Annotated in this window: 14 protein-coding genes; 5 read left to right on the top strand and 9 right to left on the bottom strand. The window is 53.0% G+C overall.

What is annotated here, in order from left to right; genetic code table 11:
- Positions 1-38: 38 nt before the first annotated feature.
- Entirely contained in the window at positions 39-1,715 is a 1,677-nt protein-coding gene (locus NST04_RS24405) for a carbohydrate-binding protein (RefSeq protein ID WP_341186534.1), read from the bottom strand.
- Between the two features lie 249 nt (positions 1,716-1,964).
- Between NST04_RS24405 and NST04_RS24410 the strand changes: the two genes are divergently transcribed.
- The gene (locus NST04_RS24410; protein WP_341186535.1) at positions 1,965-2,822 is read left to right on the top strand and encodes an AraC family transcriptional regulator; all 858 of its coding nucleotides are present in this window, start codon (positions 1,965-1,967) and stop codon (positions 2,820-2,822) included.
- A gap of 119 nt (positions 2,823-2,941) precedes the next feature.
- Complete coding sequence (locus NST04_RS24415) at positions 2,942-3,442, top strand: GNAT family N-acetyltransferase (RefSeq protein ID WP_341186536.1); 501 nt, start codon at positions 2,942-2,944, stop codon at positions 3,440-3,442.
- Positions 3,443-3,505: 63 nt separating this feature from the next.
- On the opposite strand, the gene NST04_RS24420 is transcribed toward NST04_RS24415, so the two are convergent.
- On the bottom strand, positions 3,506-5,482 hold the full coding sequence (locus NST04_RS24420) for a hypothetical protein (RefSeq protein WP_341186537.1): 1,977 nt from the start codon (positions 5,480-5,482) through the stop codon (positions 3,506-3,508).
- A 149-nt stretch (positions 5,483-5,631) separates the two neighbouring features.
- On the opposite strand from NST04_RS24420, the gene NST04_RS24425 reads away from it, so the two are divergent.
- Complete coding sequence (locus NST04_RS24425) at positions 5,632-6,474, top strand: AraC family transcriptional regulator (RefSeq protein WP_341186538.1); 843 nt, start codon at positions 5,632-5,634, stop codon at positions 6,472-6,474.
- A gap of 474 nt (positions 6,475-6,948) precedes the next feature.
- On the opposite strand, the gene uidA is transcribed toward NST04_RS24425, so the two are convergent.
- Genes uidA through NST04_RS24445 form a run of 4 tightly spaced genes read right to left on the bottom strand, consistent with a single transcriptional unit; the run spans position 6,949 to position 11,900 of the window.
- Positions 6,949-8,760 (bottom strand): beta-glucuronidase, encoded by a 1,812-nt coding sequence (gene uidA, locus NST04_RS24430; RefSeq protein ID WP_341186539.1) that lies wholly within the window; start codon positions 8,758-8,760, stop codon positions 6,949-6,951.
- Positions 8,761-8,796: 36 nt separating this feature from the next.
- Positions 8,797-10,146 (bottom strand): ABC transporter substrate-binding protein, encoded by a 1,350-nt coding sequence (locus NST04_RS24435; protein ID WP_341186540.1) that lies wholly within the window; start codon positions 10,144-10,146, stop codon positions 8,797-8,799.
- 27 nt (positions 10,147-10,173) lie between these two features.
- The gene (locus tag NST04_RS24440) at positions 10,174-11,004 is read right to left on the bottom strand and encodes a carbohydrate ABC transporter permease (RefSeq protein WP_341186541.1); all 831 of its coding nucleotides are present in this window, start codon (positions 11,002-11,004) and stop codon (positions 10,174-10,176) included.
- An 11-nt stretch (positions 11,005-11,015) separates the two neighbouring features.
- Positions 11,016-11,900, bottom strand: coding sequence for a carbohydrate ABC transporter permease (locus NST04_RS24445; protein ID WP_445667953.1), 885 nt, complete (start codon positions 11,898-11,900; stop codon positions 11,016-11,018).
- Positions 11,901-12,150: 250 nt separating this feature from the next.
- On the opposite strand from NST04_RS24445, the gene NST04_RS24450 reads away from it, so the two are divergent.
- Both NST04_RS24450 and NST04_RS24455 read left to right on the top strand, forming a co-directional pair.
- The gene (locus NST04_RS24450) at positions 12,151-13,950 is read left to right on the top strand and encodes a sensor histidine kinase (protein WP_341186543.1); all 1,800 of its coding nucleotides are present in this window, start codon (positions 12,151-12,153) and stop codon (positions 13,948-13,950) included.
- A complete protein-coding gene (locus NST04_RS24455) occupies positions 13,940-15,547 on the top strand; it encodes a response regulator transcription factor (protein WP_341186544.1) in 1,608 nt (535 codons plus the stop codon). Before NST04_RS24450 ends, NST04_RS24455 begins: the two co-directional genes overlap by 11 nt.
- Positions 15,548-15,983: 436 nt before the next feature.
- Here NST04_RS24455 and NST04_RS24460 read toward each other — a convergent pair whose 3' ends face one another.
- The 3 genes from NST04_RS24460 to NST04_RS24470 form a co-directional block, all read right to left on the bottom strand.
- On the bottom strand, positions 15,984-17,102 hold the full coding sequence (locus NST04_RS24460) for a GNAT family N-acetyltransferase (protein ID WP_341186545.1): 1,119 nt from the start codon (positions 17,100-17,102) through the stop codon (positions 15,984-15,986).
- Positions 17,103-17,181: 79 nt separating this feature from the next.
- Entirely contained in the window at positions 17,182-18,489 is a 1,308-nt protein-coding gene (locus NST04_RS24465) for an ABC transporter substrate-binding protein (RefSeq protein WP_341186546.1), read from the bottom strand.
- Between the two features lie 101 nt (positions 18,490-18,590).
- Positions 18,591-19,421, bottom strand: coding sequence for a carbohydrate ABC transporter permease (locus NST04_RS24470; protein ID WP_339313710.1), 831 nt, complete (start codon positions 19,419-19,421; stop codon positions 18,591-18,593).
- Position 19,422 lies beyond the last annotated feature (1 nt).

Below are 19,422 nucleotides of genomic sequence, written 5' to 3' on the forward strand. Positions count from 1 at the left end.
TTGAATTTCAGGCTATTGAACCGTTGAGGCTCCAGAGACTACTGGGCGGTCACAGTAATGCTGTCCACATTGGGGCCTTCCGTACCGGTAGTCACCACTTTTACCGTATTGTTGCCGACAATCATAGGGACCTGAACCGTCTTCTCCCCCCAGGAGGACCAGGCACCCGTTGCGGTAAACGCAGTATTGCTGATGACCTTGCTGCCGTTCACATACACATCCAGATTTCTTGTGCCGCTCTCCAGGGCATAGCGGAATTTCAGATTCTTGGTCCCGGCCACCGCACAGTACACACTGTTCCACTGGATCGCAGCATCCGTTGCCGCATTAAAATTGACGTAGCCGCTGCCCGTATAACCGGCATTGACTGTCTCTGCGGCGGCATTCGTCAGTGTGGTGCCAGTCTCAGCCTCATAAGTAGTTCCGGTTCCGGTGCTGCCTCCGCTTCCAAGTTCCGCTACAAAGGTCGTTACACTTAGCGCCGGAAGCTGGGCTGTAAAGGAACCGTTCGATAGATTGATGGATGCTCCCGCAGCAACCTTGCGGCTCGCGTCCGTGATCCATGCCGAGGCACTGGAGGCCGTCCCGTTCTGCAGGACAAACTTCTGGCTTACGGCCGATGTGCTTTTGTTAATAGCGACAATAACTGCCTTGTTATCTCCCTTGTAGGCCGAGACATAGACATTGGTATTCGGGTTCTTGGTGGCATCCACTCTGACATAACCCGGGCGGACGAACTTGGAGAACTGGGCCATACTGTCCCCGCGCTTGCTGATACTGCCGTCCTCATTCATCGGGCTGTATTGACGGCGGATATACCACCATACGTAAGCCTGGAAATCCCCTTCCACCAGCGCATTGTGCATATGGTATGCCACTTCCAGTGCTTCCGGCCACAGGTTGGCCGAGTTGTTATTGCTGTTAGGGTAATAGACCTCGGTCATCCACAGCTCTTTGCCTGCACCCTTCTGCTTGAAGAGCGGATAAGCAAAGTTGTTCACCTGTGTGCCATACAAATGCGCCCCCAGAATGTCCATATTGGCCAGCGCCTGGGAGTCATTCAGGATCGGGTCAGACATATTCTTCAGATATTGAAAAGATTCCGGTGCAATAACCCGGCAGTTAATCGCACCGGCATAATTCTTCATAAAGTTTAGCATTTCGGCAGGCGTCCACCAGGTCCAGGTCTCTGCGTAGTCCGGTTCATTCTGCACCGAGATGGCATACAGGTCCACCCCGTTATTCTTCATGTACGTCACGAAATCATTCAGATGCTGGGCGTACGCACCATACATATCGTATCTGAGCCGCTTGGCTGAGGTATTCCCGTTGCGGTTGAAGGTCTCCGTCATACTTGCAGGCGGATTCCAGGGTGAAGCGAAGACAATGGCTCCCTTGGCAACGGCCGCCTTGGCCGTGTCCAGCTCCTTAGACCAGTTATTCTTGTTATCGTCTACAGAAATTCTCAGAATGGAGAACCCAAGCTGGTTCGCCCCGTTGCCGAAGGCGGTCTCCCGCTGCGCGGCCGTCAGATCGCCGATCCAGACCGGGTGGTTGATGCCTCCGAACCCGCGGATCACCTGTTTTTGATCGGACAGATTGACGGTCACATCGCTGGCCGCATTTACTTTGGGCGGCGGCGAAATTACCATTGCAGACAGCATGGTCACACTAGCCAATAGGGTCAACAGTGATTTTTTGAACTTGGATTTCATTGCTTCAGCTCCTCTTCAATATAATTGGGCTCATGTCACTTCTGCCGGATCTTCTCCCGCCACACCTCCTGTCTAATCGAAGCGGCAGCTGTACCCTGTACAGGCTTGTCCTTTTTCCTTGAAGCACTTGCAAGCGCTTCCTATTCCTGTATTATATTAAATAATTGATATATCGTCGTTGCATATCAGCGATACTATATTGCGCGGATACCAATAATCCTTATATATCCAATTAAAGGAATGGATGCCATGGAACAACTTGCCCAGTATGAGTTCACTCCGATTCCCCAAGAAATGATCTGCTTCCACAAATCAACCACCACAGAGCAGCTCAGCCCGGCTCAGCCTTACCACCGGCACGATGCTTATGAAATCTACCTGTTCCTGAGAGGCAATACCTATATGTATGTGGAGCAGTCCTGCTACAAGCTCTCCCCCGGCGATCTGTTCCTGATCCGTCCAGGTGAGATGCACCGCTGTGTCTGTGCCGACAATCAGATGTATGAACGGATCGGGCTGAACCTGAGAAGATCTGCCCTGCGGCGGCTATCCAGCAGCCGCACGAACCTGTTGGCCTGCTTCAATGCCTTTCCCTCCGGGCAGAACACGCTGATCCGGCTCTCCCGCGACCAGTGCGCCTTCTATTCCAGACTGGCGGATCAATTAATCCATAGCCTTCACTCCGAGGAATACGGACAGGATCTGCTGGCCGATTCCTATGCCACCCGGCTGTTAGTATTCATCAACACTCTGCAGCAGTCTTCCGCCGCCCTGCCGCATAATCTCATGCCGGAGCTGGTCCGCCAGACGATGGCTTACATCGAGGAGCATCTGCTCGAACCGATCTACTCCGCCCAGCTGGAGCAGGAATTTCATTACAGCGGTAAATATATAAGCCAGCTGTTCAAAGAGCACACGGGGCTTACCGTCCGCTCCTATATCGTGAACAAGCGCGTCTCCCTGGCCATGAGCCACCTTACCTCCGGCAGGAGTGTCGCAGCCGCCTGCGAGCTGTCCGGCTTCAGCGATTACGCCAACTTCATCCGCAGCTTCACCAAGGTCGCCGGGATGTCCCCGGGCAGATACCGGGCCAGTATGCTGTCCTGAGTGCCCGGACATTCTTTTGAAAAAGGTAACGTTAATTATAGCTGTCTTCTCACCTTACGTTCGACGTAATGTGTGATACTCTATCGTTAGGGTACTGAGAAAATATGGGGGTTAATGAGATGAAAGCGACAATTCAACAAATAACAGGTACAAACAAAGAACAATTTGAAAACTTATTTAATTATTATCTCTATGAGCTTTCTGCTTACTCACAGGAGGATATTGGAGCAGAAGGTACATTCGAAATGGAAGATATCTCGCCGTATTATAGGGATGAACGGTTATATCCTTACTTTATCAAGTTTGATGACAAAATCGTTGGGTTTATTCTGGTTACCTCCCCTCCTTATGTTGCACAGGAAGTGGACTATTCAGTGCAGGAGCTATTTGTATTGCCCAAATACAGAGGCACGAATATAGCCAAAGATGCTGTCAAGCAAATCTTCAAACTGTATTCTGGCCGCTACGAGGTGGGGATGTTCAAATCGAATGTAAAAGCTGTTAAGTTCTGGACTAAGTTGATATCAGCACTTGAAATTCCGGTATTCGTAGAAGATGGTTCCACTGAAATTCAAGGAAATGTAGTGCAGACGGCTGGTATGAAATTTACGACAGCTTAATTAACCGCCCTCTGCAGGGCGGTTATATTTTTGGCAGAATATCAACATTGAGAATTAATAGCGCTACTTGCTGTCCGCCTCCCAGTAATCGCCAACCAGACCTTCAATAATACTGCTGCTGGCCCAGGGCATCAGACAGAACCAGGTGCTGGCCGGTGAGCCGTCACTGTAGGTCTCGGTCACCAGACCCTCGGAATGACAAAAGCGCTCGGACATCCAGCCCGTCAAGCCATGATCGAACTCCCGGTCATATCTGTTGTAGGTCTGACAGCCCCAGCCCACGGTATCCAGCATCCGCTGCTTCACATACGGATCTTCACGCTGTTTCACATAATAATACAGCTCATCGACCACGCTGCTCGACATAGGATGAATATGCGGATTGGCGACTGAGGTCACGCTCCCCCCGGAGCTGGACCAGCCCACCGTGCTGAGCGGCGGCACCTTCACCGGAGAATTATAGGCGAATTTGAAGGTGAATTCGTAAGCAAGGGCATCTCTCATATGATCAAGATACAGCTCATCCCCGGTAAGGGCATGCAGATACCGGACCGCCCGGATATACGCCAAAATCCCTTCAGAATCTATCGCTTTATCCGTGTCAAGCGGGCCTCCATAACATTCCAGCCGTCTTACATAGGTCTCGTAATAATGCCGCTCGCTGCGCTTCAGGCTGTCCAGATGCGACCGGTTTCCGGTTAGCCAGCTATAGTAGGCTATTGCAGCCATGATCCAGGTCCCGCTGAAGGAATCGTATTCAAGCCCGGCACCGGTTCTCTCGGAGAGAATCGTAGGATACTCACCGTCCGAATTCCGGCTTCTCTCCAGTACAGGGAGAATCTTGCGCACGAAGTCCACCCAGTCCTCGTGGATGACATGGTTGAGCCTTTTCTCATATTCATAGGCCTTCATAATATAGAATAAGGCCTGTCCGCACAGATAAGCGGAATGTCCCGGCGTGCGCATCCCGTCAAACCACCAGCCGTGAATGCTCCATTTCCCGTCCTGATAGGCCTCGTAAGGGAGACCGGAAGCCGGGTTCAGAGAGTTCGCGATAATATTCTCAATGCAGGAGAGGGCCTGCCCGCGCATAGTCTCATCCCCCAGCCGCAGCGCAGCCATCAGCATAGGAGTGGCTACAGTCAGACCGTTTGTCCAGCTGGTGGAGATGATTTTGTTGTACCGGTACCCGCCCGTCTCCTTGTCCTCATAGACAAAGGTTGTGTAGCTCCGGTCCTCAGGCAGCCATGCATATTGATAGATCGCCTTCGACAGGTCGGCCGCTGCGGTCCGCCTATCACTGCCGGATCTTGGTGGCTGATGATAGCTGGAATAGATCTCTTCCAGTGCAGCATGGATGCCCAGCTCAGACCCGGCCGCATACGCATACAGATCCAATGTGAACTCTACAGATTCCGAAGCCGCCAGCTCGAAGCAGTTCTCCTCCAGCGGTGCCCGCTCCTTGACGAGATGCGATTTGATGAACAGAAGCGGAGCATTCTCATACCCCAGCGTATACCCGACCGTTCCCTTGGCAAGCGAGCAGGTGAAGCCGCCATACTGCAAGAACTCCCCCTCCAGCCCTGGCTTCCACTGAAGCTTCTCTCCTTCCCTGTATATAAAATAAGGGCTGGCGCATAATCCGTACACCTTGCCAGTGTCATATACAAGCGCTGCAGGGTGCGACAGCCGGTCGCTGCGCACCATCCACCAGGAAGAAGAAGGACGCGCGGGCTGGCCCTCCCTTAATCTTGGGAATTCGTTCGGGACATTCTGCGGAGCTTCTCCCCGGTTACGGCCATACATAACTGCGGGAAGAAAAAAACGCGGATCCTCCTTGGCGAACGGCAGCTCCACGTGAATGACGCCTGACCAAGGCGTGCTGTTCCGATTCGTGATCTGTACATGAGCCTGAAAAGGCTGCCGCGCACTGCCTGCCCCGCCTGTTATCTCTACGGATGCATGTAGTCCATGCCCGTTAAGTCTGGTATACTCAGAACCTTCCTGAGTCTTGCTTCTTGCCGTTATGATCAGTTCCACTATCCTGTCCTCCAGTCTGCTCTTTTACGATAAAAGGGTTGCAAATCCTATTCCTGCATGCTAGGATAATGTCATTTTAAAGTATTTCCAGAGAAGAATCATTGCGGGTTCCGCTGTTATTATTGCGCGAAATGATCCGGAGGTTACCCATGAACGAGCCCTTTGAGCTTCACTATGACCCTATCCATAAAGATTACCTCTACCTGCACAGGACAACCACCTACAATATGGGAACCTTCTATCACCGCCATGAAGCGTATGAGCTCTATTTATTTCTGCGCGGCAACGTCAAGTTCTATGTTGAGAACAGCTGCTACCACCTGCAGCGCGGAGATCTGCTTGTACTGAATCCGGAAGAAATGCATCGTTCCTTCAGCCAGGATGAATCGGAATATGAACGGATTACGATCAATCTCCAAAAATCTTATCTGCACCGCCTGTCTACTCCGGCTACTCCTCTATCCTGGTGCTTCGATTACCGCCCGAAGGGGAAGGGCAACATCGTTCGTCTGGAGGAAGCCGAGCTTCAGCAGATTCTCCGGTTGACCGGCGATCTGGAGCAGGTCCTCTCATCGGATGCGTATGGGGCAGATATCCTCGCCAACAGCATACTTGCTCAACTATTGGTGCTGACCAACACCGTATTTCATAGAACGAGCATCGTTCCTGCGGATATCATGCCGGAGCTGGTCCGCAGGACGATGGAGTATATTGATGCCCATCTGGGGCAGGCCATCACGCTTGAGCAGCTTAGCGGTATCTTTCATTTGAACAGCACCTATATCAGCCGCCAGTTCAAACAACACACAGGCCTGACGCTGCGTTCCTACATACTGGACCGCCGGATTTCGTTAGCCAAGGCTTACCTCCGCGACGGGCTTAGCCTTACCGAGGCCTGCTATCAATCCGGCTTCAGCGATTACGCCAATTTCATCCGCAGCTTCACCAAGGTGGCCGGAGTATCCCCGGGCAGATATGCCAAGCAGGAATAAAACAGAATGTAGAATGTTCGCGGGAAGTGGAGCGGGAAGGCGCAGTGTCTGCGGAAGGCGGGACTGGATCATTAGGGGGTGGGGGGCTACAGCGTCTGACTCATGACGGCGGACTTATAGAAGTGGAAATTGTACATTTAATATGACGGTAAAGGGCTACGTGAACTAATTAGTTGGAAAAATGCAGCTTACTCAGCCCAACTTCTGCTAAATCCATCGGATTCCAGGAATTAAGTGTACTTTTTCCAACCACTTCCCCCTAACCCTCGATTACGGCAAAATTAAATGCCTTTTTTCCAACTCCGTCCGCCCTTCCCTCTTGCCACGAATCATCAAGGCCCCCCAGCCGAGCCGGGGGTTGTTGTAAAAAAACAAGCCTCCCATAACGGGAGGCTTGAAGGGTTGGAGACTTGCAAGTTTGCAAACTTGCAGGCTTGCAGGTTTGCAAGCTTGCGCTGCAACCGAAAGTTCATTTCACTTCTTATAGCCAAAATCCGGTATCGCCGTCCATCTGCGGCGCAGCTCGTGGGCTGCCGCCTTGGGCTTGCGGTCACGGGTGAAGATGCCCTTCTTGTTCCCCTGCACCCGGATGATACCCTGGCTGGTGGCAAAGTCGGCGAAATTCCAGACCTGCTCGCCCACAAACTCCCGGAACTCATCGAAGACTTCATGATTCGCCCGGTAGAACGCCACCTGATATTCTTCCGTGAACATGATCGGCTCCACATCATGCATTCCGGCCACGGTATCGGTTCCGTATTCGGTCATCATCATTGGCTTGCCAGGGCACCGCTGGCTCCACGCTTCCAGCTCCTGCCGCAGCTTAACCTTCGCAGACTCCAGGTCTCCCCCGTCCACATACCAGCCGTAATACCTGTTGAAGGCCAGCACATCGATCAGCTCAGAGATCCTATCGTTAGCTGGTGAGGCTTCGATATGCGTCACAAGGGTCACCGGACGGTGCTGTGGATCTTCCTCCCGCAGCTGCTCGATCAGCGGCTTGAAGTATTCGTACGCCCCATCCTCATAGGAGGCCGGTTCGTTCGCAACATTCCACATGACCACACAGGCATGGTTCTTATCCCGGTTGATCAGCTCCCGGATCACCTGCTGGTGATGTCCGAAGGTCTGGACCTCTGCCCAGGTATCCTTCTTCGAACCCCCTGAGAACATCACGAGGAAATTAAGGTCCAGGCCCACTGCCGGGGTCTCATTGATCACGACGAAGCCTTCACGGTCGGCCAGCCGCATCACTTCCTCGGCGTAAGGATAATGGGCCGTGCGGAAGGAGTTGGCCCCGGACCATTTCATCAGATTGAAATCCATAATGTTCGCCGCTTCATCCAGGCCCCGTCCATGGAACGGAGTATCCTCATGTCTGCCGTAGCCCTTGAAGTAGAAGGGCTCGCCATTAATCAGGAATTGCCCGTCCTTCACTTCTACCGTCCGCACACCGAACGGCAGCTCGTATACATCCACTAGTTGGCCCGATTGCAGCAGCTCAATCTTCAAGGTATACAGGTAGGCATTCAGCGGCTGCCATAACCTGACGTAGGGAATATCCAGCACCCCGGAGGATTCCGTGGCGGAGCAGACGGCAACCCCTTCCTCATCCAGCACCGTAACCCGGATATCGGCTTCACCGCTAATGTCCACTTTATAGCGGACGGTTCCCTGCTTCCCCTTCTCCAGCTCCTCCTTGTAATCGGTTAGGACAGTGACATCTTGAACGAAGGTTCGCGGCGTAGAGTAGATTCTCACCGGCCGCTGGAGTCCGGCAAAGTTGAAGAAATCGAAGTTCGGCTGGTTCTTCGCCTTCCTCTTCCCGTCCGGGCCTTCGGTCTCCGTGTACAGGCCAACAGGCAATGTGGTGTAATCCACGACGTTATGAACAGCTACGGTCAACCGGTTCTTTCCAGGCCGGATATAGCCGTTAATCACGCCCTCGAAGGGCAGGAATCCGCCGGCATGCTCCATGACCAAGCTTCCATTGATATATACCTTGGCCTTATGGGTGGCCGAGCCGAAGCGCAACACCAGCCGCTCATTCAGGATGCTCGAAGGGAGCGTCAGCTCCCGCTCATACCACACCCAGCCGACATGATTACGAATCTCCGGGCTTACGCCCAGATCATTATAAGCCGAAGGTACCGCCATAGGGATTGTATCTGTCAGCTTGGAGGCCTGCCAGTTCTCCTCCCAGCCGGAGCCATCGTCCAGCTTGAAATTCCATACCCCGCCCAGATCGTACAAACTGCGGGTTTCCGTCATTATTGGATACAGCACGGTTAGCACTCCTATCTACTCTGTGATATCTGCTTCTTAGGATTTGGAATCGATAATCTTCTGTATTTTGGTCTGTGCGTGCTGAATGGTATCATCAATGCTTTGACCTGACAGCATCACTTTATCGAATTCCTCCAGGAGTACCTTTTCCAGTTCAGCGTGATAAGGCACCGCTGTAGCTGCCGTAGTCGGTATAGTATTCTCCAGAACATAGAGCAGCGAAGCCTTGTCGATCATTTCCGGGGTCTTGCTGCCTGCGATAATCCGGTCCACCACATCTTTCAAGTCAGCTTTTTTCCAGGACGGGATATTCTTCCCTTGCAGCACAATCCCTTCAGTCGAGAACCAGCGGATGAAGGTGTAGGCTTCGTCTTTATGTTTGGACTTGCTGTAGATGCTCAGGACATCCCCGCTCACGTTCGAGGACATCGGATCTTCGATCTTCATCTTCGGCAGCGGAGCGAACACAGTCTTGAAGGTAGCCGGAATGGTATCCGTTCCGCCAGTCTCCGGGATCAGGAAGGTGCCCGTAACAAGCATACTGGTATCCTGGTTGAAATATTGCGGTCTGTAGTTCAGCTTCTGGCTGACCACCTCGGAGTACGGGGTTGCGGAGCCTTCCGTTTCTCCCCGAAGCCGCAGCTCAAGCGATTTGCGCATGAACGGATTGTCGATATTGGCGGTCTTGCCGTCATCGGTAGTCAGATTGGCATTCACCGGCTGGCCGAAGTTCTGCACTACGTAGCCATATTGAATCCAGCTGTGGAAGTAGGTTCCGTACCGGGTTTTATCGCCCGTTTTCTTCGTCATCGCCTTGGCGTAATCCATGTACTGATCCCAGGTCCAGTCCTTAGGCAGCTCAAGTCCCGCCTCCTTCAGATGATCCTCGTTGATAATCACCAGACCCTGGGAGGACTTGCCGGGCAGGCCATAGACCTTGCCGTCAATGCTGGTATCGGCGGTGTATTCATCCTTGAAATTAATGCCGTCCTTAGCCAGATACTCATCCAGCGGCTGGATCATGCCAAGCCCCGCCCGCTGGGACAGGAAGGTCATGTTACTGAACATGATAATATCCAGATCATCGCCGCCCGCGACTGCGAGATCGAGCTTCTTATAATATTCATTGGAATTGTTGTCCTCGGCAGAGGCGAATTCCACCTTGATGTTCGGATGCTGCTTCTCGAACTCGGCAATCACGACATCCCAGTTGTCCATTTTTTTGGCATACCAGTTGCTCAGCTTAATGGTTACCGCTTGTTCTGCACCTGTTCCGGCACCCGTTGCCGCCGGCTCCTTCTCTGCATTGCCGGCGCCTCCGCAACCGGATACCAGCAGGGATAACAGCGGTACGGCGATGAATAGATTGCGTTTTACTTTTGACATGATTTGGCCCCCTGTAATGTAATTAGTCTAGCCTTTGACACTGCCCATCGCAACTCCCTCAATCACCTGCTTCTGGCCGACCATGAAAATAATTAACAACGGCAGAATGGCCGATACAGCGCCTGCCATCATCAAGGAGTAGAACTCGCCGCTGAAATCAGCGAATTTCCGGATGCCCAGCTGCAGGGTAAACAATGAATCGGAACGAAGGAAGATCAGCGGATTCTGGTAATCATTCCAGGTCCAGATAAAACGGAGAATCATATAGGTAGCAAGGGCTGGCTGCACCAGTGGCATGGCAATCCGCATGAAGATCGTCCAGTGGCCCGCAGCATCAATCCGCGCCGATTCAATAATTTCATCATGGATTCCAAGGAAGAACTGTCTCAGCAGGAAGGTTCCCAGCACCCCGGAGGCAGCAAGCAGCACCAGCCCGAAATGGCTGTCGAACAGTCCAAGCCAGCGGTACATAATGAACTGCGGAACCAGAATGGCCTGCGTTGGAATCATGAAGGTGGCCAGGACAACCAGGAAGAGAATATCCCGCCCTTTAAAAATGATTTTGGAGAAGCCGTAAGCCGCCATAGCGGAGATAATCAGCGACAGCGCTGTAGACATCAGGGTAACCTTCGTCGTATTCCAGTAATAGAGTGTGAACGGCACGGCACCCGCCCAGACCTGCTTATAGTTCTCCACCGCATTCCATTTCGCCGGAATCCACTCTATCGGATATTTCATAACATCCAGCTCAGGCTTGAAGGAAGCAGAGAGCATCCATAAGAATGGCATAATGAACAGAATGCCCGCAACCGCCATGAAGACGGTGACAATAACCCGGTTAAGCTTGATCGATCGCATGTGTATACCTCCTAGTAGTTGACCCATTTCTTTTGTCCGACCCATTGAAACAAGGTCACCAGCAGGATGAGGATCAGCAGAATAATGCCCATCGCCGAAGCATAACCCGACTCCAGATTCACGAACGCCACCTCGTACAGATAGTAGACAATAACTGAGGTTGAGCCTGCCGGACCGCCGCCGGTTAACACCATAATCAGATCGAAGACCTTGAAGGACCCCACAACTCCTGTGATAAGCAGGAAGAAGGACGTAGGCGACAGCATCGGCAGTGTAATTCTGAAGAATTGTCTGAGCGGTGAGGCCCCGTCCACATCGGCGGCTTCATACAAATCCCGTGAGATATTCTGCAGGCCCGCCAGATAGATGACCATATTGAAGCCGAGGGAAGTCCAGACCATAATAATCATGACCGAGATCAGGGCAAACTTGGGATCAGCCAGCCACATAGGCGGATGCTCGAACCCTATAGATCTGAGGAAGCCGTTGATCGGACCGTTGTTCGGGTGATAGAGCACTCTCCAGAGCAGGGCAATCGCCACGAAGCTTGAGATGAAGGGCATAAAATAGATCACTTTGAAAAAGGTTTTGAAATACGTTGCCTTATTGATTAGCACCGCCAGTACCAGCGCCAGGAACATCGCAACCGGAACGACGGCGATCATGATCAGGTTGTTGTAGAGCGAGCGGTGAAAGGACTCATCCTGCACCAGCCGGCTGTAGTTATCCAGACCGACAAATTGAAACCCGTCCAGCCCGGATACAAAGTTCCAGTTCGAGAAGCTGATCACACCGGATAGGAGAATCGGAATAATTACCAGCGTTACGGTCAGAATGAGCATGGGGGCAATGAATAAATACCCTGCAATATTGTCGTAAAAGGATTGCTTGCGCATCTTGCTTATCCCGGGGCTGCCGGACCGTTTTGCCGTTCCCTCTTCAGTAATAACCTCCACTTTATCCACCTCTTTTTATGTTTGTAGCTTTATTATAGAAGGGCAAATTTCATAGCACATGCAACGAATTTATCTGTGGCGAAAACTTTGTATAGCATTATTTTTTCTAAATTGAAAAAATTATTGGATGAGCCGAACCGCAGAATCAAGTACCATAAGTCTGTGAAGGTCTACTACGGGAGGGATATTAATGAAAGAAAAGCACAGGCTCAGTCAGCTCTCCTTCCGGCAAAAGCTAATCCTTACCTCCATCGCCTGCCTGGTGATTCCGGCACTGGGGATGATCTATATTACCAATGTCTATTCCAAGCTGATTATCCGGGAGCATTCCCTGGAGAAGTCCACGCAGTCCCTGAGAATTGTCCAGTCGCAGATTGATGTGATATTCGAAGAGATGGTGTCGGTGTCGAACTTCGTCCATTTCGATCCGGAGATCAAGACCCTGCTGGAGGATGCCAAGACTAATCCCGTAGCTGCGCGGACCCTGACCAGCCGCCTGGAGCAGGTGGCCGGAGATACCATCGATCTGCGGATTACCCTGCTGGACAAGGAAGGACATGCCTATTCCGATTATTCCTTCTATGATTATGATCCCCGGCAATTTCTGAAGCGGCGCTGGTTCGCTACTCTGGAGCAGCTCCCGCCGTATGATACCTTATTTATGGGAGCAGAAGACAATTACCTGACGTCCCTGAGGGCTGAGCAGCCTTATATCTTCATGACAGCACGCGCCTTAAGAGAAGAAACAACTGCCGCCCCTTACGCTTACCTGATTGTCAGCCGCAGTGAGGCTTCGATCCGTGAGCGGTTTGCTTCACTGGAAGAGGATGTGTATCTGCTGGATGAAGAGGGGAACATTCTGTCGAACCGGAACCAGGAGCTGATAGGCACTAGCTTTGACAAGCTGCTGCCAGTAGAAGAGCTGGCCTTCCCTGACATCGTCAAGTTCAAAGGGGAAAACCAGCTCCTCCTCTCGCTGCCGCTGAAATATGCCAAGTGGAGGTTGATCAGTGTTGCTCCCTATGAGCAGCTGACGGAACGGTTGAACGGGATAAACCGGACCGGCCTGATTATTCAGACGGTGTTTGCGGTCAGCTTCTTGTTCGCGCTTACTGTTCTGCTGCGGAGATTCACCAAGCCTGTGCTTGTCCTGGGTAAGGCGGCGCGCCGGGTGGAGGACGGAGATCTCATGGTGCGCTCGGGTATCCGGGGAACCGATGAGATCGGCAGCCTCGGGCACTCCTTCGATAACATGCTGGACCGGGTGCAGCAGATGCTCCAGCAGGTGGAGAGCGAGCAGGAACTGAAGCGCCAGGCGGAGATAGCGATGCTTCAAGCCCAGATTAACCCTCATTTTCTATTCAATGTACTTAGCTCGATCCGGTTGAAGCTGCTAATGAAGCAGGATGAGGAGAATGCTGCAATTGTGGGCTCCCTCTCCGCGATGCTGCGGGCCAGCTTTTCCAGCCGTGAGGAATTCGTCTCCATTGCCAGCGAGCTTGATTTCACCAAGCAATATATGGAGTTAATGCGGTTCACAATGAGATATCCTACGGAATATGAGGTGCATGTGGACAAAGAGCTGCTGCTGGAGATGGTGCCAAGGTTCATCCTGCAGCCTATTATTGAGAATGCTTACAAGCACGGGTTCTTGCAGGGCGGAGGACGGGTGGTCATCACCATCGGACTCGTTCAGTCCAGGCTGACCATTCAGATCGAGGACAACGGCACGGGCATGGAGGAGCATACGCTCGCCGCCCTGCTTCAGCACATCAGGCAGAAGGATGCGGAGATAGGCGCCATGAGTACTGAAGGGACGCCAGTGGCAGAGTCCGCTCACGGCATCGGGTTAATCAACGTCTACCAGCGGCTCAAGCTAATCTACGGGGAGCGCTTCGAGATGAACATTGAGAGCATTCACGGGGAGCGCACCGCCGTACAGTTAATCATGCCCGTGAAGCGGATAGGAGCAGATATTCATGACCTATAAAGTAGTACTAGCAGACGATCATTATCCTGTCCTGGAGTATTTAAGCGCTGCGATTCCCTGGGACACCCTCGGCCTTGAATTGTCGGCTTGCTGCTCGGACGGCAGACAGGCCTGGGAAGCCTGCCAGCTGCATCAGCCGGATATTCTGCTTACGGATATCGGCATGCCGGCGATGAATGGACTGGAATTAATCCGGAAGGCGCGGGAGATGAACCCTCAGCTGCAGACGATTATCCTGTCCTGCCACGGGGAATTCGAATACGCCCAGCAAGCTGTGAAGCTGAATGTAGCCGAATATATATTGAAGGAGAGCCTGCAGATCGATCAGGTGATTGCTGTATTGACGGAGGCGGTGGCCCGGCTGGAGGTGAAGCTGAAATCCCGTAACCACTATCTCCAGATGGAGAAGCTGGTCAGCCAGAACCACGCCGCCATCCGGACCAGGTTCATCCGCATGTTCGTGGAGCAGCCGGTCTGGGATGAAGCCGAGTGGTTCGGACAAGCTGAAGCGATGGGCATCAGCCTGCACAAGGGCACACCGTATCTGCCCGTACTGGCCGTCCCGGAGCGCTCCTATGAGCTGGAACGGCGGTTTGGCGGAGTGGTGAACCTGCAGTTCGTGATGGATAATGTGCTGCAGGAATTCCTGGAGATGGACGGCATTATCCAGTTCGCGCTCACGGAACGGCAGTTCATCCTGTTCATTCCTTTGCCGCATATCCTCGTCCGCAATCTTTATGAGGAGTTCCGTGATAAATTCCGGCATGTCCAGAGAATGGCGAAGCTGCATTTGCGGATGGGGATTTCCTTCTTTTACGGGGAGGCTACTCCAAGTCTGATCGACATCAAGAAGCAGATTCAGGCGCTGCTGGATTCCCATGCGCTGCGCTTTTATACCGCCGAGGGAGCGATTATGAAGTATACGCCTGTCCAGACCAGCGGCGAGGACCTGTTCGTGCATTATTCGGAGATTCTCCAGCAGCTAAGGGACTGCATTCAGCAGGAGGACAGCTCGCAGATAGCGGCCAAGGTCAGGGAGATCAAGCAGTATATCGGGGACCAGAAATATCCGGTGGAGAGTGTGAAGAGCTGGCTGCTCAAGATGGTGATGGAGCTGGAATTGAAATATGTAGTCATGCAGAATTTCGTTAACAACTTCAACAGTGAGCGGCTTCAGCGCTCGATCCAGGAATTCGAGACGCTGGAGCAGCTCATGGAATGGCTGGAGGAATTCCTGAAGGATAAAATACTCATGCTGAGCTCCATGTGGAAGCAGAATGTCCGCAAAGAGGTGGCTGAAGCCAAACGTTATGTCATGAATCATATCAGCGAGAAGGTTGGAATGGAGGAGATGGCGAAGCGCCTGGGCCTGAACCCCACCCATTTCAGCCGGTTATTCCGTCTGGAGACCGGACTGACCTTCATTGAGTACGTGACCAGAATGAAAATGGAGCAGGCCCGCGATCTCCTGAATCAGACGAACCTGACCATCGTGGAGATCGCGGAGCAGCTCGGCTATGACAACGTCAGCTACTTCATCAAGCTGTTCCGTAACTTCTCCGGCATGACTCCGGCGGAATTCCGCAAGTCCATCTAGACTGGAGAAGCGAGAACAGCTTCATCATCCTTCTGTCAGGACGGTGAAGCCTTTACTGCGGGAAATATATGAGCTGGATGGAAGAGTGATGGCAAACCGGCGGGCGCTGGGGGATACCGACTACACTGGTACAATAAGTAAGTGGATTAATGTATCTTAGTTTGTGGATTTCGGAGGATTACGGGCAAGCAAGTGGAAAAACTCCAACTACTACAGGTGGTTTCAGCTGCTTGGGTTGAAATGCGATTATTTAAGTGCCATTTATCCAACTGCTGTTCTACCAGGGTACATTTGTTCCTCAGCAAGTGGAGAGATTCCAACTGTTTGCGCTCCCCAAAATATTATACGTTTAACAAGCCGGAGGCAGGCGCGTAAGCGCTCTTATCCGGCTTGTCCATTCCTCGCATCGGGTCGGGATTATCACGTAACGGATGAATCAGTATTTATCAATCTTGTACCAGAACAGGGGCAGCGGGAACCAGCCTATAGGCGCGTCCACTGCCATATAACGGCTGTGCTGCGTGAGCAGCAGGACCTGGGCCTGCTGCCGGTCAAGAATCACGGCATCCGGCCGGGCTGACCGCTCAACCGTAACCCCCACTTCGTCCACCCGCGCCGTCACCGGCTGTCCGTCCATCACTGCTGAGAACTCCCCCCAGGCAATGCCGGTGGTCTTGAACTTCAGCGTAAGGTACGCCTTCAGGACGTTGGCGAAATCCAGAATATGATACATATCCGAATTCTCGATTACGAAGTCTTCGGCAATGCCGCCAAGAGCCTTATTCAGCGGGATGTCATATTCCGGCGCGTGCAACGTTATTCGCCCGGCTCTGCTGTAAGCCACGTAAGCCTTAATTGTCCGCAGAATATCGTCCGGATTCTCCACTGCGAATTCAGCTATATCATCGCCCGCTTCGTTGGCAACCAGATAACCGATCAGCCTGCCCTGATCCAGAATGCCGAGTGCCTTTTGACAGAGTGTACCGAAAATCAGCGGCAATTGCTCTAAGCTGCGTTCAACATAAGCAAGCCGCGAGGTGTTCATGTTATGCGCAAATTCTGCTCCTCCCTCAACCTCAAACAGCGGACGGAAGGAGATCCCGGTGTTATCCAACCCTCTTAAGCTGTGGCGCACATTGGCCTCTGTCACGGTATACTTGAGCATGACACCGCCAAGCGTGAAGCCGAAATACTCATATCTCTGCCGCTGTCCATATAATACAACCATATCACATGTACCGCACAGCTCTTCAAGCCACAGGTTCATCAGCGCCTTCATATGCCCTTCGCCACGCGCACGCGGATGAACGGATACCGTACCCAGGTAGCCGGTGCGCAGCGTATGATCACATACCGTCAGAGACTCTGGAAAAACAGCCACCAGCGCGCGCAGCCTGCCTTGCTCATCCACAGCAACCTTATGCATCGCTGATGAATCTACGCTCTTGTCATACGCCTTGGGCATCAAAATTTCAAAATTAAAGCGGAAGGCAAGGTTGGCCAAGTCTATGTATTCCTCGCGTTCGTGCGGAGCTGCCATTCGGTATTTAACCATTTTGTCCTACCCTTTCAGTCTATATATTCAACTGCCTCCCTGACTGTATTCTAGAGGTATCTCCCATCTCCTGCTCAGGTCACTCTGATTTCCGCCGCTTAGCCGCAGCCTCATCAATCGCCTGCTGGATATTAGCCAGTGCGGTCTCCATGGGCTGTCCGGCAAGATACTGGTTGACGCCCTCCAGAATCTTCACCTGGAGCGACTCTGTCGATACCGTATGCGGCCAATAGAGCGTGGCGTCCTCGCGCGTTACCGCAGCGGCAATGGATGAGACCGAATCGCTCCGGTCCGTCGGGGCCGAGATGACCGAAGGCACTGCCAAAGCGCCTGCGGCCAGCTTCTCCTGCGTAGCCCTGCCGTTCATGAACGCCACGAACTGCTTGGCCTCCTCGGGATGCTCCGTCCGCGAGCTGATCACCCGGTACGTGCCGACATTGATGTTCGGCACCGTCCGCACACTGCCCGGCACCATCATGAACCGGATATCCTGAGCCGGATTCCGCTCCTTGATGCTGGGAATGTCCCAGGTCCCGGTAATAATCATAGCCGCCTGGCCTGTGCCGACCAGATCCTTGGCCTGCTCATGCTTCAGGCTCTTCCAGTTCGGCGGCACGAACCCCCGGTCGATAATCTCCCGGTGCTTTTGGATGGCATCCACGAACACCGGATCATGGGTCCGGATCTCCCCGCTCTCCAGCTTCTTCGTCCAGGCGGCATCCGCCCCGTTATCCGACATGATAGACCCCCAGAAGAACTGGGCTGTGGACCACTCCGCATCCATTGCCACCGGAATAAGCCCTTCCTGCTTCAGCTTCACGCAGAGCGCAAGGAACTCGTCCCAGGTGCGCGGAACCTCCAGCCCGAGAGAGTCGAACAAGGTTTTGTTGTAGAGCAGCCCGTCACTGTGCATCACCTCGGGAGCGCCGTACACGCGGCCGCCAACCGTAACCGGCAGCAGGGAGTTAGGGTAGAATTCCTTGAGGAAATCGGCTCCGGTCAGGTCCAGGTACATATCGCTCCGCAGAGCGCGGAATTCCTCGAACAGGCTGGGCGACCACGTATCGAATACATCCACCCTCTCGCCGCCCAGCAGCCGGATCTTGATCCCCGCCGTATAATTATTGTTCTGGATGAAATCTGCATCGATCTGGATATGGGGATACAGCTTCTCAAATTCGGCAATCGCGTCAAAATACACTTTGCCTGCTTGTGCCGTATCCAAAAGATAGCTGGAGTACCGGAGGGTGACGGGTTCGCGGACGTCTGCCGCTCCGCCTCCGCCGGACAGCAGGGAAGCGTCTGTACTGCTCCGGGTATCACAGCCGCCAATCGTGAACAGCAGCAGAACAATGCTGCACCCGATACCGGGTCTCCACTTCTTCATGACGCTTCCCCCTTCCTTCATCTGTTCTCCGTTCGCTTCTGTAACATTCTTGCCCTATCGTTATATTCTGGCCGATCCGATAGATGGCAGTCAACAGACAATCAGAGCTTGCCCCCCGAAGTTGCAATCCCTTCGATAAATTGCCGCTGGAATAGGATGTAGATGAGCAGCATCGGCCAAATCGCCAGCACGGAAGCCGCCATCAGCTCCGGATAGTCTACGGCAAAGGCGCTCTGAATCTTCGCCAGAGCCGAAGAGAGAGTCGCTGCATCCGAGCTTGTGTTGACGATCATTGGCCACATCAAGTCCTTGAAGGAGAAGAGGGCGGTGAATATCCCGAGGGCCACCAGACCGGAGCGGACCAGCGGGAGCATGATTCTGGCAAAGGTCTGGCCGATATTGCAGCCGTCGATCTTTGCCGCCTCCTCCAGCTCCTTAGGCAGGCCCATGAAGAATTGTCTCAATAAGAAGGTGCCGAAGGCACTGACCAGCCCGGGGAACAGCAGGGCAAAGATCGTATTGCGCATCCCCAGCGCATCGACCATCAGATATTGCGGGATGATGAAGATCTGGGTCGGCACCATCATCTGGAACAGCACCAGACTGAAGCAGAAGTCACGCCCCGGAAATCTTAGTCTGGCAAAAGCATACGCCGCCATCGCGCTGAACATCACCGCGCACAGCACCCTGAGCGCCATCATTGCAAACGTATTCCAGTACAGGATCAAAAAATTATTCTGACGCCATACCTCCAGATAATTCTCCACCCGCCAGGTCTTGGGGAAAAAGATAAACGGATTCATCGAGGTGGACTCCGTAACCGACTTGAACGAGGTCAGCACCATCCAGACGAACGGCAGAATCATGGCGGCTGCTCCCAGGAGCAGCACAAGGTGGGCTAAGATACGGTTAAGTTGTTTATGTTTGGCCATA

Source organism: Paenibacillus sp. FSL H7-0756, from assembly GCF_038006765.1.
In the GTDB taxonomy this organism is placed as follows: Bacteria; Bacillota; Bacilli; order Paenibacillales; family Paenibacillaceae; genus Paenibacillus_AQ.